This window comes from Qipengyuania xiapuensis (assembly GCF_019711395.1).
Taxonomy (GTDB): domain Bacteria; phylum Pseudomonadota; class Alphaproteobacteria; order Sphingomonadales; family Sphingomonadaceae; genus Qipengyuania; species Qipengyuania xiapuensis.
The window spans coordinates 902,364-914,704 of sequence record NZ_JAIGNL010000001.1; the positions used below are offsets into that span (position 1 = coordinate 902,364).

General features: G+C 63.3%; 14 protein-coding genes. 11 read left to right on the forward strand and 3 right to left on the reverse strand.

Features of this window, described 5'->3' with window-relative positions; all coding sequences use genetic code 11:
* The first annotated feature begins 2 nt into the window (after positions 1 to 2).
* The 8 genes from K3163_RS04595 (at position 3) to K3163_RS04625 (ending at position 7,697) form a co-directional block, all read left to right on the forward strand.
* Positions 3 to 1,004: an alpha/beta fold hydrolase gene (locus tag K3163_RS04595; RefSeq protein ID WP_345719699.1), complete on the forward strand. Its 1,002-nt coding sequence runs from the start codon at positions 3 to 5 to the stop codon at positions 1,002 to 1,004.
* A 52-nt stretch (positions 1,005 to 1,056) separates the two neighbouring features.
* The gene (locus K3163_RS04600) at positions 1,057 to 1,752 is read left to right on the forward strand and encodes an aspartate/glutamate racemase family protein (protein WP_221552934.1); all 696 of its coding nucleotides are present in this window, start codon (positions 1,057 to 1,059) and stop codon (positions 1,750 to 1,752) included.
* Between the two features lie 149 nt (positions 1,753 to 1,901).
* Positions 1,902 to 3,029, forward strand: coding sequence for a S8 family serine peptidase (locus K3163_RS04605; RefSeq protein WP_247712457.1), 1,128 nt, complete (start codon positions 1,902 to 1,904; stop codon positions 3,027 to 3,029).
* Positions 3,030 to 3,186: 157 nt separating this feature from the next.
* Complete coding sequence (locus tag K3163_RS04610; RefSeq protein WP_221552936.1) at positions 3,187 to 4,347, forward strand: deoxyguanosinetriphosphate triphosphohydrolase; 1,161 nt, start codon at positions 3,187 to 3,189, stop codon at positions 4,345 to 4,347.
* Positions 4,340 to 5,035 (forward strand): NAD(P)H-binding protein, encoded by a 696-nt coding sequence (locus tag K3163_RS04615; protein ID WP_221552938.1) that lies wholly within the window; start codon positions 4,340 to 4,342, stop codon positions 5,033 to 5,035. Before K3163_RS04610 ends, K3163_RS04615 begins: the two co-directional genes overlap by 8 nt.
* An 11-nt stretch (positions 5,036 to 5,046) precedes the next feature.
* On the forward strand, positions 5,047 to 5,496 hold the full coding sequence (locus K3163_RS04620; protein WP_221428991.1) for an ABA4-like family protein: 450 nt from the start codon (positions 5,047 to 5,049) through the stop codon (positions 5,494 to 5,496).
* 54 nt (positions 5,497 to 5,550) lie between these two features.
* A complete protein-coding gene (locus K3163_RS13555) occupies positions 5,551 to 7,101 on the forward strand; it encodes a fatty acid--CoA ligase (protein WP_221428990.1) in 1,551 nt (516 codons plus the stop codon).
* Positions 7,098 to 7,697 carry a DUF938 domain-containing protein gene (locus K3163_RS04625; protein ID WP_247712458.1) on the forward strand — a complete coding sequence of 200 codons (600 nt, stop codon included), beginning with the start codon at positions 7,098 to 7,100 and terminating at the stop codon, positions 7,695 to 7,697. The genes K3163_RS13555 and K3163_RS04625 overlap by 4 nt, the downstream gene beginning before the upstream one ends.
* Positions 7,698 to 7,749: 52 nt before the next feature.
* Here K3163_RS04625 and K3163_RS04630 read toward each other — a convergent pair whose 3' ends face one another.
* Entirely contained in the window at positions 7,750 to 7,881 is a 132-nt protein-coding gene (locus K3163_RS04630) for an entericidin A/B family lipoprotein (protein ID WP_221428988.1), read from the reverse strand.
* Between the two features lie 15 nt (positions 7,882 to 7,896).
* Positions 7,897 to 8,028: an entericidin A/B family lipoprotein gene (locus K3163_RS04635; protein ID WP_221428987.1), complete on the reverse strand. Its 132-nt coding sequence runs from the start codon at positions 8,026 to 8,028 to the stop codon at positions 7,897 to 7,899.
* 122 nt (positions 8,029 to 8,150) lie between these two features.
* Between K3163_RS04635 and K3163_RS04640 the strand changes: the two genes are divergently transcribed.
* Entirely contained in the window at positions 8,151 to 8,375 is a 225-nt protein-coding gene (locus K3163_RS04640; RefSeq protein WP_221552958.1) for a hypothetical protein, read from the forward strand.
* A gap of 4 nt (positions 8,376 to 8,379) precedes the next feature.
* Here K3163_RS04640 and K3163_RS04645 read toward each other — a convergent pair whose 3' ends face one another.
* A complete protein-coding gene (locus tag K3163_RS04645; protein ID WP_221552960.1) occupies positions 8,380 to 9,915 on the reverse strand; it encodes a TadA family conjugal transfer-associated ATPase in 1,536 nt (511 codons plus the stop codon).
* A gap of 258 nt (positions 9,916 to 10,173) precedes the next feature.
* On the opposite strand from K3163_RS04645, the gene K3163_RS04650 reads away from it, so the two are divergent.
* Together K3163_RS04650 and K3163_RS04655 are read left to right on the forward strand one after the other, a co-directional pair.
* Positions 10,174 to 11,421 (forward strand): O-antigen ligase family protein, encoded by a 1,248-nt coding sequence (locus K3163_RS04650; protein ID WP_221552962.1) that lies wholly within the window; start codon positions 10,174 to 10,176, stop codon positions 11,419 to 11,421.
* A gap of 4 nt (positions 11,422 to 11,425) precedes the next feature.
* The gene (locus K3163_RS04655; RefSeq protein WP_221428983.1) at positions 11,426 to 12,328 is read left to right on the forward strand and encodes a DMT family transporter; all 903 of its coding nucleotides are present in this window, start codon (positions 11,426 to 11,428) and stop codon (positions 12,326 to 12,328) included.
* Positions 12,329 to 12,341: the final 13 nt, after the last annotated feature.

Genomic DNA, 12,341 nt, shown 5'->3' on the forward strand with positions numbered 1-12,341 from the left:
AAGTGAAGAAGTGGCTGTTGCGCGGCCTGGGAATACTCGCCGCCTTGCTCGTGATCGCATTCCTCGCGTTCCGCGTGCCCGATACCGATCCCGATGAGATGCGCGCGAAATATGCTGGCGAGCCTTCGCAGTTCCTCGCGCTCAAGGACGGACGCGAGATCCACTTGCGAGACGAGGGACCGCGCGATGCGCCCGCGATCATCCTCCTGCACGGTTCGAATGCCGACCTCCATACCTGGCAGGCCTGGGCGGACATGCTCTCCGAAGACTACCGCGTCATCCGCTACGACCAGCGCGGTCACGGGCTGACCGGCCCGGCAGCGGACGACGATTACACGCTCGGCGGCTTCGTCGCCGACGTGACTGCAGTGGCAGACGCGCTCGACCTCACCACGTTCACACTTGCCGGAAATTCGATGGGCGGCTGGATCGCGGCCGGATACGCGATTGAGAACCCCGGACGGCTCGAAGCGCTCGTGCTCGTCGATGCGGGCGGCGCGCCGGTCCGGCGCGAGGGCGGCGGAAACATCGCGTTCACTCTCGCAGGGATGCCGGTGGTAGGCGACGTGATGAGCCAGCTCCTCCCGCGTTCGCTGGTCGCGCGGAGCCTGTCGCAGAGCGTCTCGAACCAGGATGTCGTCACCGAAGCGGCGATCGACCGCTATTGGGAGCTGGCGCGCTATCCGGGCAACCGCAGCGCGACGCGCAAGCGCTTCTCGCAGGAGCGGACTGCCTTCGATGAGGAAACGGTCTCGGGCATCCGTGTGCCTACGCTCGTCATGTGGGGCAAGGAGGACGCGTTGATCCCATTCGCCGCGGGCGAGTGGTATGCCGAGCACCTGCCGGACGCCACGCTGGTTGCCTATGACGGCATCGGTCATATCCCGATGGAAGAAGCACCCGAGCGCAGCGCGACCGATCTCATGGTCTGGCTTTCGGAGATGCGGCTCGGTCCTTCCGGGGCAATGGAACCGCAGGCGGGCGAGGCCGTTCTAACCCCTTGAACACGGGGGCCGCGGCTTGGCGGCGTGACATCTTCCTGAAGGAGCGTCGTTTTTGCGTACACTGGGCCTCATCGGCGGGATGAGCTGGATTTCGACCCGCGCTTTCTACGAACGTATCAATCGCAATGTGCAAAAACGCGCGCAGCCCATGGCGAGCGCGCCGATGCTGATCGAAAGCCTCGATTATTCGCGCATCTACCAGGCGAAGCAGTCGGACGATTGGGATGGCATCGCCAGCATCCTCGTCGACAGTGCGCGCAGGCTGGAAGACGCGGGCGCCGAAGGTCTCGTCGTCGCGGCGAACACCATGCACAAATGCTACGACCGGTTGGCGGAAGCGGTTTCGATCCCTGTCCTCCACATCGCCGACAGCGTCGGCAAGGCGATGCAGGAAGCCAAGTGCACCAATGCCGCGCTGCTGGGCACGCGATTCATCATGACGGAGAGCTTCTATCGTCAGCGGCTCGTGTCATACGGCGTCGACCTGCTTCCCCCCGATCCCAGCGATGTCGAACTGGTCGACGGCATCATCTACAAGGAATTGATGCTCGGCCGGGTCACCCGCGATGCCGAGCGCGCCCTCAAGTCGATCATCACGATGAAGGAAAAGGAGGGGGCGAAAGCCATCGTCCTGGCCTGCACGGAATTGGAGCTCGTGGTCGACACGGACGCAAATGTCCTGCCCGTGTTCGATTCTACCGATATCCATTGCAAAGCTGCCGTCGACTGGATGCTCGACGCAACATAATTTGATTTCGAACTGCAACCCAATTTGTATAATTGCGACATTTTGGCGACAGTGGAAATTTTTCAAGGGAAATTAACTCTCGCGGGGTTGTAACAACGCGACAGGGCGGCACTCTGGCCTTCTCAATTCTCTGGGAAGGGACTGCAAATATGAAAATTACCATGGGTCGCCTCGCGACCGTAAGCCTCGTTGCGCTTGCGGGAGCTGCTGCCGCTACGCCTGCCGCCGCACAGAAGATCGAAAACCAGTACGTCTGCGTGTTCAACCCCGGCCTCGTGAGCCAGGGTTCGGTCAAGGCGGAAGCCAACCGTTCGGCAAGCGCTGCCGGCGGCAACGTCAAGTTCACCTACGAACGCACCATCCGCGGTTTCGCGGTCAACGCTTCGGCGCAGGGTGTCGCCAACATGCAGGCGAAGAACCCGCGCATCGCCTATTGCGAACAGGACCAGGTCTACACCACCTCGGCTCCGCCTCCGGGCAAGGGCCCTGGCGGTGGCGGCGATGATGGCGGCAGCCAGCCTTCGCAGACCACGCCTTGGGGCATTACGCGCGTCGGCGGCGGACAGACCGGTGCGACCGGTCGTGCGCTCGTCCTCGACAGCGGCGTCGATCTCGACCACCCCGATCTCAATGTGAACGTCGGCCTCTCGGTCAACTTCACCCGCGACAAAAACGCTGACGACGGCAATGGCCACGGCACTCACGTTGCCGGCACCATCGCTGCCATTGACAACAACATCGGTGTGATCGGTGTTGCACCGGGCGTCGAAGTCATCGGTATCAAGGTGCTCGACCGTCGCGGTTCGGGTTCGACCAGCGGCGTGATCGCGGGCATCGAGTATGCCGCACAGATTGCCAACTCGAACGACGTTGCGAACATGTCGCTCGGTGGCGGTTTCAGCCAGGCGCTGAACGACGCTGTGATCGCTGCTGCCCAGACCGGCCTGCGCTTCGCGCTTGCCGCCGGTAACGAAAGCACCAGCGCGACCACCAAGTCGCCTGCGTCGGCCAACCACCCGAACATCTACACGATCAGCTCGTTCGCACAGGGCGACAACTGGTCGAGCTTCTCCAACTACGGCAACCCGCCGGTCGACTATGCAGAGCCCGGCTCGGGTATCCTCTCGACCTACAAGGGTGGCGGCTACGCGACGCTTTCGGGCACCTCGATGGCCAGCCCGCACGCCGCAGGCCTGCTGCTGCTCGGTTCGATCCGCAGCGGCGGTTCTGTGAACGGAGACCCTGACGGAAACCCGGATACGATCGGCGTCAACTGATAGCCGAGGGTCGCAACAATCCGGTCGGGCCGCGCGTTTCAGGACGCGCGGCCCTTTTCTTTGCCCGCTTGCAAAGCGCGTTCTGACGAAAAGCCTACAGGTTCGCTTTTCGTTCACGTTGTCGCGGTGAATCGGCTGACCTAAGCCTCACTCCCGCATGCAAAGAGCCCCCTACGCCGCCGATCCCGCCGCTTCGCGCGGACGCGAGTTTGCCGAGGACCGCGACGGTGCACGCGGTCCGCGCAGCGAATTCCAGCGCGATCGCGACAGGATCATCCATTCGATCGCCTTTCGCCGCCTGCGCTCCAAGACGCAGGTCTTCGTGGCGCCCGACGGCGATCACTACCGCACGCGGCTCACCCACAGCCTCGAAGTCGCGCAGATCGGACGGGTCATCGCGCGCGAGCTGGGCTTGGACGAGGATCTGACAGAGGCCCTGTGCCTTGCCCACGACATCGGCCATCCGCCCTTCGGCCACGCGGGCGAGGAAGCGCTCGAGGATGCAATGACGCATGCCGGGGGCTACGATCACAATGCGCATGGCATCCGCGTGCTGGCACGGCTCGAAAGCCCTTATCCCGACCACCCGGGCCTTAACCTCACCTGGGAGATGCTCGAGGGGATGGCGAAGCACAATGGCCCAGTGGAGACATCGAACTGGGCCCTTGCCGAGATCGACGAGGCATTCAGCCTTCAGCTGGATCAGTGGCCATCGCTCGAAGCCCAGGTGGCAGCGGTTGCCGACGACATTGCCTATGACAACCACGATATCGACGATGGCCTGAGGGCAGGTTTCCTCTCGCTCGACGACCTGATGGAGCTGGACCTCCTCGCGGACCAGTTCCGCCGGGTCGAAAGACGCTTTCCGCGCGCGCCGCGCGAGATCCAGCTGCGCGAGCTCGTGCGCAGCCAGATCGGGTTGATGGTCAACGACGTGCTTGAAAACACGCGCGCACGGGTGAAAGGCATGGCCAGCGCCGACGAGGCGAGGGGAGCAGGCGAGCAGACGGCGGGATTCTCGCCGGAAATGGCGGTCGAAGAAAGACGATTGAAGAAGTTCATGTACGAGCGGCTCTATTACCACCCAGAGCAGATCCAGACGTCGGAACGCGCGCGCGATGTCGTCTCGCGGCTTTTCGCCGCCTATCGCGACGATCCGAAGATCATGCCCAACGGCTGGGCGGATCAACTGCCGGCTGGCGACCCGCATACGAGCCGCCACATCGCCGATTTCATCGCCGGGATGACGGACCGCTTCGCTATCGACCAGTGTCGCCGTATTTACGGCAAGGCACCCGAAGGACTGTCCAATGTCTGAAGCGCTGCGCCTCTGCCTGATCGGCGCGACCGGCCTAATCGGCGGCAAGGTCATGGAAGAATGCATTGGCCGAGAGGACGTGCGCTTGCAGGCCATCGGCCGGCGCGAGACCTCCTTTCCGCGCGGGCTCCGCATCGAATATTTCGTGGCCGAGCCGGCGAAGTGGGGCGAGGTTCTCGAGGCGCTCCGCCCGAAGGCAATCATCTGCGCGCTTGGCACCACCTGGAAGAAGGCTGGCGAGGACGAGGCAGCCTTCCGCGCTGTGGATTACGACCTCGTGATCGAAACCGCGCAAGCCGCAAAGGAGCACGGGGTCGAGCGTTTCGTCTGTGTCAGCTCGGTCGGCGCGAACATTGCGTCCAAGCAGTTCTACCTCAGGGTGAAAGGCGAGATGGAGCGCGACCTTACGCGCATCCGCTTCAACCGGCTCGATATCCTTCGTCCCGGCCTGCTGGTCGGCAAGCGCGAGAATGACCGGCGGACCGCCGAGCGGATCGGTATCGCAGCAGCTCCCGTGGCAAACCTCTTCCTGCATGGCGCCTATCGCCAGTACCGGGCCATCAAGGCGGAGACGGTCGCCCAGGCGGCGCTCGCGCTCAGCAGGCGTGCGGCGCGGGGCCGTTTCGTGCACGATAACGACGCCATTCACCGCGCAGCACGAACGCTGCCGCAACTCGTGGCCGATTGAGGAGAAGCGACATGTGGTCGATCGCGTTCAGTGCCGCCAACATCCTTGCGCTCGTGATGTGGGTCGCGCTCATTTTCCTTCCGCGCTGGCCGGCCCTGCTCTCTGCCGCGCTCTATCTCGGTGTCGGGCTGCTGTGCGCTGCCTATTCGCTCGGGTTGATAGGGATCGTCAGCGGGCTACTCGACCCTGTCGGCGGCTCGGCCAGCATGGATTTCGGCTCGATCGAGGGCGTGCGCCGGATCTTCGCGAGTGACGGGGGCGTCACGGTGGGCTGGATCCATTACCTCGCCTTCGATCTCTTCGTCGGCATCTGGATCGCGCGCGATGCGGATGCGAAAGGCTTCTCGCGGCTGGTGCAGGGACCGATCCTGCTGGCGACTTTCATGGCAGGGCCACTGGGCCTCTTCATCTGGCTCGTCGTGCGCGAGCGCCGCGCGCGCGAAGGCGGCCGCTGGAAATAGGATGCTTGCGCGCCGGCCCGCGCATGGCATGATGGCTCCCGAGAGGAGAGCCGCATGAGTGAAGAGCCCAAGCTCAGTTTCGACGAGTTCATTCGCCACTGGGCGCAGGAGCGACCGGATAATATCGCGCTGGAGCAGGATGGCGAGGCGATCAGCTTCGGCGAACTGGAACCGCGCAGCCGCAAGATCGTCGCCATGCTGGCCGCCCACGGCGTGGGCAGGGGCGACCGGATCGCCTGGCTCGGCAAGAACTCGCGGCACTACTTCGAACTGTTCTATTCCGCCGCGCGCGTCGGCGCGGTGATGGTGCCGATCGGTTGGCGCCTTGCTGCGCCCGAAGTGGCCTATATCCTGGGCGATACCGGGGCGAAGCTCCTTTTTCTCGGCGAAGGTTTCGAGGAGCTGGCGCAGAAGGCGTGCAGCCAGATGGACACGCCGCCCGAAGTCATGTCGACGCCCGATGCGCTCGCCGCGATCGAAGCGGCACCGGCGGACGATTTCACGGCTGCGGGACCGGACGATGCGGTGCTCCAGCTCTACACCTCCGGCACCACCGGCAATCCCAAGGGTGCGGTGCTGACCAACCGCAACCTCTTCTCGCTGCGCGTTCCGAGCCAGGAGGAAGGCCAGCCCTGGTCGCATTTCGACGATGACGAGGCCATCCTCGTGTGCATGCCATGCGCGCATATCGGCGGCACCGGGCTCGGCATCATGGCGATGGGTTCGGGCATCCGGGCCATCGTGCAGGAAGAATTTACGCCAGACGGTGTGCTCGACGGGTTCGAGCAGGGCATCACGAGGCTCTTCATCGTGCCTGCCGCGCTGCAAATGGTGATTCAGCACCCGCGCGCGAAGGATACCGACATGTCGGCGATCAAATACGTCATGTACGGCGCGGCCCCGATCCCGCTCGACCTGCTGCGCGAGGCGGTGCGAACCATTCCCGATGCAGGCTTCATGCAATGCTACGGCATGACCGAGACCACCGGCACGATCGCAGCCCTGCCGCCCGAGGACCATTCGCTCGAAGGCAACGAGCGGATGAAGTCTGCCGGCAAGGCCGTGCCCGGCGCGGAATTGAAGGTCATCGGCGAGGATGGCGAAGAACTGCCGCGCGGCGAAGTGGGCGAACTCATCTGCAGGAGCCCTTCGAACATGGAAGGATACTGGAATCTGCCGGAGGCGACCCAAAGCTCGCTCAAGGACGGCTGGATGCATACGGGTGATGCCGCATACATGGACGAGGACGGTTATGTCTTCATCCAGGACCGGATCAAGGACATGATCATATCGGGCGGCGAGAACGTATATCCGGCGCAGGTCGAAAGTGCGATCTACGGCCATCCGGCAGTCAGCGAAGTTGCGGTCATCGGCGTGCCCGACGACACTTGGGGCGAGGCGGTGAAGGCCTGCGTCGTCGCCAAACCGGGTGAAGAAGTGGACGAGAAATCGATCATCGAATGGACGCGCGAGCGTCTCGCCGGGTTCAAGGTCCCCAAGAGCGTCGATGTGATCGACGTGATGCCTCGAAACGCCTCGGGCAAGATCCTGCGCAAGGACCTGCGCGCTCCCTTCTGGGAGGGCCGCGAAAGACAGGTGAATTGAAGCGTCACGCACCGGCAACGGCGCGCAATTCCCGGCCGCTCGCCGATGTCCTTGGCAAGGAACTACCGGCAAGCGGACTTGTGCTGGAGATAGCCAGCGGTTCGGGCGAGCACGCGGTCTTCATGGCCAGCCATTTCCCGGCGCTCGATTGGCAGCCCAGCGACCGCGAAAGCGATGCGCTCGTGTCGATCGACAGCTGGGCGAGCGAGTCTGGGCTGGGTAATCTCCGGCCCGCGGTCGAAATCGATGCGACGCAAGGCCCGTGGCCGATCGATGAAGCCGATGCCGTGCTGTGCGTGAACATGGTCCACATCAGCCCGTGGGAGGCGAGCGAAGGGTTGTTTCGCGGCGCTGCCGGCATCCTCGCCCCGGGTGCGCCGCTGATCCTCTACGGTCCCTATTTCGAGGACGAGGTCGAGACCGCTCCTTCCAACACGGCTTTCGATGAGAGCCTGCGTGCACGCAATCCCGCCTGGGGGATCAGGCGACTGTCCCGGATGGATGAACTGGCAGCGAAAACCGGTTTCGAGCGCACTGCGAGATACGCGATGCCGGCGAACAATCTGACGCTGGTCTTTCGCCGCCTCGATACATAGCAAAACGCCCGCCGGTGAGGGCGGGCGTTTCGTTGTTCGTTGCCGAAAGCGATCAGTCGATCGCGCGCTCTCCGGCCTTGCCGACGGACTTCACGTCTTCGCCGAGCCCCTTGACCGTGTTGCAGCCAGCAAGTCCCAGTGCGAGCACGGTTGCGGCCATGAGAATGGAAGAACGTTTCTTCATCGGCAAATCCTTGTCTTAGTCGATGGCGTCTTCGCCAGCTTCACCAACCGATTCGATGTCTTCGCCAAGGCCCTGCACGGTGTTGCATGCGGCAGCGCTGAGACTCATCGTGGTGATTCCGAAGGCGATAAGCAGTTTCTTGATCATGGTACTTCCTTCCCGAAGAGCCCGAGAATCGGACGTTCGCCGGGATAGAACGGCTGGATAATATCGCGGTTCCCTTAACGCCAGCTTGGCAGGAAGGGCGCGGTTACCCATATCGCCGCGCGATGCACGATTTCCTGACCTTCGCCAGCGATGCCGATATGCTCGGCATGTGGGGTGCCGCATTCCTGCTTTTGGCGGGATTTGCGCTGCTCATGGAGCGCAGGCGCATGAAGCGCGCCCGGATCGACGGTGTCGGCTGGGTGCCGTGGACCGGCCTGTTCCTGACATGCGCAGTGATAGGCGGCGGCCTGCTGGCCGTCGCCGTACCGGGTATTATTCGCGGCTGATGGCTTAGAGGCAGGCTTCCAGATAGGCCTGGTCGAAGCCGAACTGGCGTGCCTTTTCCAGCGTGTAAGGACGCAGGCCGCTCGAGCGGAATTCGCCGAGGATCTTGCCGTCCTCGCTCTCGTCCAGATACTCGAACTTGAACAGGTTCTGCGTCACGATCACGTCGCCTTCCATGCCGATCACCTCGGTGATGTCGGTCGTGCGGCGCGAACCGTCGCGAAGGCGCTTCACCTGCACGATCAGGTCGACCGATTCGGCGATCTGGCGGCTGATGGCTTCCTTCGGGATCTTGATGTCGCCCATCAAGATCATGTTTTCCATACGGCCGAGGCACTCACGCGGGCTGTTGGCGTGAAGCGTACACATCGAACCGTCGTGGCCGGTGTTCATGGCGGCGAGAAGGTCGAAACATTCCGCGCCACGAATTTCGCCCAGGATGATGCGGTCAGGACGCATACGCAGGGCGTTCTTCACGAGGTCGCCGATGGTGATGGCGCCCTGGCCTTCCAAGTTCGGCGGACGCGTTTCCAGCGGCAGCCAGTGCGGCTGCTGCAGGCGAAGTTCGGCGGCGTCCTCGATGGTGAGCACGCGCTCGCCCGGGTCGATCATCTTCGACAGGGCGTTGAGCATGGTCGTCTTACCCGAACCCGTACCGCCCGAGATGACGATGTTCATGCGGCACGCGCCGGCAATCTTGAGCGCCGTACACATCTTCTCGCTCATCGAGCCGAAGCCCTGGAGCATGTCGAGCGTGATCGGCTTCTCGGAGAACTTACGAATCGAGATCGCGGTACCGCGCAGCGAAAGCGGCGGCACGATGACGTTCACACGGCTGCCGTCCTTGAGACGGGCGTCGGCGAGCGGGGTGGTCTGGTCGACGCGGCGGCCGACCTGGTTCACGATGCGCTGCGCGATCTGGAACAGATGCTGTTCGTCGCGGAAACGGATCGGGGCAATGACGAGCTTGCCCTTCTTTTCAATGTAGGTCTGGTCGGGGCCGTTGACCATGATGTCCGACACGTCGGGATCGTTCAGCAGCTCTTCGAGCGGACCGAAACCGAGCAGCTCGTCGACGAGGACCTTCTCGAGCGCGAACTGTTCGCGGCGGTTGAGCGTGACCTTCAGCTCGGCCAGCACTTCCATGATGATCGGGCGGAATTCTTCCGACAGTTCATCCTTGGTCAGCGTGGCGGCTGCTTCGGGGTCGACGCGTTCGAGCAGGCGCGGGAGCACCTGTTCCTTGATCTTGTGGACGCTGGCTTCGAAACCGCCGACTTCACCTTCGGTCTGGTGCGTCGCATTCATGCGGTCCGAAAGACGCTGCATGGCATCGGCGTTCTTGTCCGATCCACCAGCTCCAGGTGCGGGAGGTGCATCTTGCGGGAGGGGCGGGAACTGCTCGCCGCCGTTTCCGTCGCTCTTTTCCTTGTCGCCGTCTGAGGATTTGCCGCCGCCCTGCATCGGACGAGCGACACCAAACTGCGGACGCGCACCGGCAGACATGCCTGCCGACCCGTTTTTCCGTCCGAATGCACTCATGCCTCAACCCCTCAAAAGGTAATGTCTGGTGACAGGGAAGCGCTGCCCCAAAAGTGGCAAACCCCGTCTTCGCGGATTTGGTGAATAAGTTGGAAACCTTGATTTTTCCCTAACCGGAGACTTGATCGATCCAGCGAAATGGTCAGGGGTTGGTCTGCGCCGCAGAGTGCAGGGTGGACAGGGATGGCGTAATTGCCAGCAAAGGATAGCAAGGGTTTGTTTCCAAAAGGTTTGGGGCTTGGCTCGCTGTCACCGGCGATGCGTTTCGGGGCGATCTGCCTGGGGCTGGTCCTGCCCTTCGTGACCGTATTCCTGTTCCCGACCTACCATGTGATGATGGAGACGCCGGCCTTCGAAACGCTGCGTGTTATCGAAACACCGTACCTCATTTTCGAGATCGGCTTCATCCTCTGGGCGGGCCGGAACGGCTTCGACCTCGGCGTGGCTGCGCGTGCCTTGCCGCGCGACATCCGGATTGCCGGGGCGATCCTGATCGTGGGCCTCTTTGCCAGCACATTGTTCATCGCGAAGGACGTTACCTACGCGCTGACACATTCGATGATTTGGCTGGTTCACATCTTCTTCGCGCTGGCGGTGCTCGATGTCCTCGCACGACGGAAAATTGCGGGCTTCGACGGCTTCATGACCTGGCACGTGATCGGACTGATCGCGCTCGCGCTCTACACCGCTTGGTGGTTTTCCTTCCCGCCACCGGTGGAGGAATTGCCATTTGGCGAGATCCGCTGGCGTGGCGCGGTCCCGGGCTTCATCGACGTGCGCCATTTCGGTTCATGGACCGGCGCCATCGCTGCCGGGCTTGCGGTGCGCATCCTCTTCGGCGCGCAGGACGAGGGGCTGGCGCCAGCCCGGCTGTTCTACGCAGTCGCAGCCGGACTGACGGTATGGTCGGGGACGCGCGCGGCCATCCTTGCGGTGATCGTTGTCACCGTGATCTTTCTCGTCATCCACCGTAAGCTGCCGTCCCTCGGCCGGATCGCCTTGGCCGCCGTGCTCACGCTGATCGCCTGTGCCGGAGCGTACTTGCTGGTGGTCGACGATCCCGTCTTCTGGCTCATCGAGCCCCGCGAAATCGGCGAGACAGGCGATCTGACCGCCACGCGGACCTTCATGTGGGGGAGGACGATCGAGCTGTGGTTGCAGTCGCCCTGGCTCGGCCTCGGCACCGGCTCGATCTTCTGGGAATATGCCGATCACATGCGGCCGACACAGCCGCATAATGTCATCCTGCAGTTCCTGATCTCCTGGGGCCTGCTCGGAGCCTTGCCGGCACTCTGGATAATCGGGCGGGGCATCCGTGCGGTGCACGAGCGTGCGGCTGGAGTGGTTGGCTGCGTGCCGATCCTCGGCTTCCTTTATGCGCTGCTCTTCCAGAGCCTGCTGGAAGGGATGCTCCACTACCCGCGCTTCATCGTGTCGATCATCGTGATGGCGGCACTGCTTTTCCATTCCGCCGGACCCGGACAGAAGGCCGCCGAGGAGCACTGAACCGATGCAGGCGTCCGAACGAAGCGGGATACTCCTCGCCATGAGCGGCTTTGCGCTGTTGAGCGTGGGCGATGCTGTGATCAAGACGATGGCGGGAGAGTTTTCGCCGCTCGGTGTCGCGGCAATTCGCTTTGCCATCGGCGCGATAGGGCTCTCGATCCTCCTTGGGGCAAGCGAGGGTAAGCGCGCCTTCAGGCCAACCGATCCGAGGCTGCAGGCGGCGCGGGGCTTCTGCCTCGCAGCAGCGTCGCTATGCTTCTTCTCGGCCGTATTCGTCATGCAATTGGCAACGGCCATGGCGCTGGCTTTCGTATCGCCCGTCATCGTCGCGCTGCTCAGCGGCCCGCTTCTGGGCGAGAAGGTGCGCCCGGCGGTCTGGCTCGCTTCGGTGGTTGCGCTCGCCGGTGTAGCGCTGGTCCTGAGGCCGAACCTCGCACTGCTCGGCTGGGCGGCACTGCTTCCGCTCGCCTCCGCATTATTCTTCGCGCTCATGATCATCGCCAATCGCGCCAGTGCGGGGCAGGGCAGCGCGCTTTCGATGCAGGTCTTCGTGCAGATCGGCGCGATGCCGCTCCTGCTCATCGCGGCGTTCGGAGGGCATTTCTCGGGAGCAGAAGGCCTGCGTCTCGGCACGCCCGACTGGACCATCATCGCGCGCTGTGCGGTGGTCGCCGTCACGGCGAGCACGGCGCATTGGCTCGCTTATATCGGTACGCAGCGCGCAGGTGCAGCCACGATCGCGCCGACCACCTATGTCCAGATGCTGGTGGCGACATTCATGGGATGGTGGTGGTTCGACGACATGCCAGATTTGCTGACCCTGATCGGTGCGGCAGTCATCATCGGTGCCGGGTTGCTGCTGTGGTGGAGCACGCCGCGGGAACCGCTTACGCAAAGCACCGATTGATTGGGGGACGGGA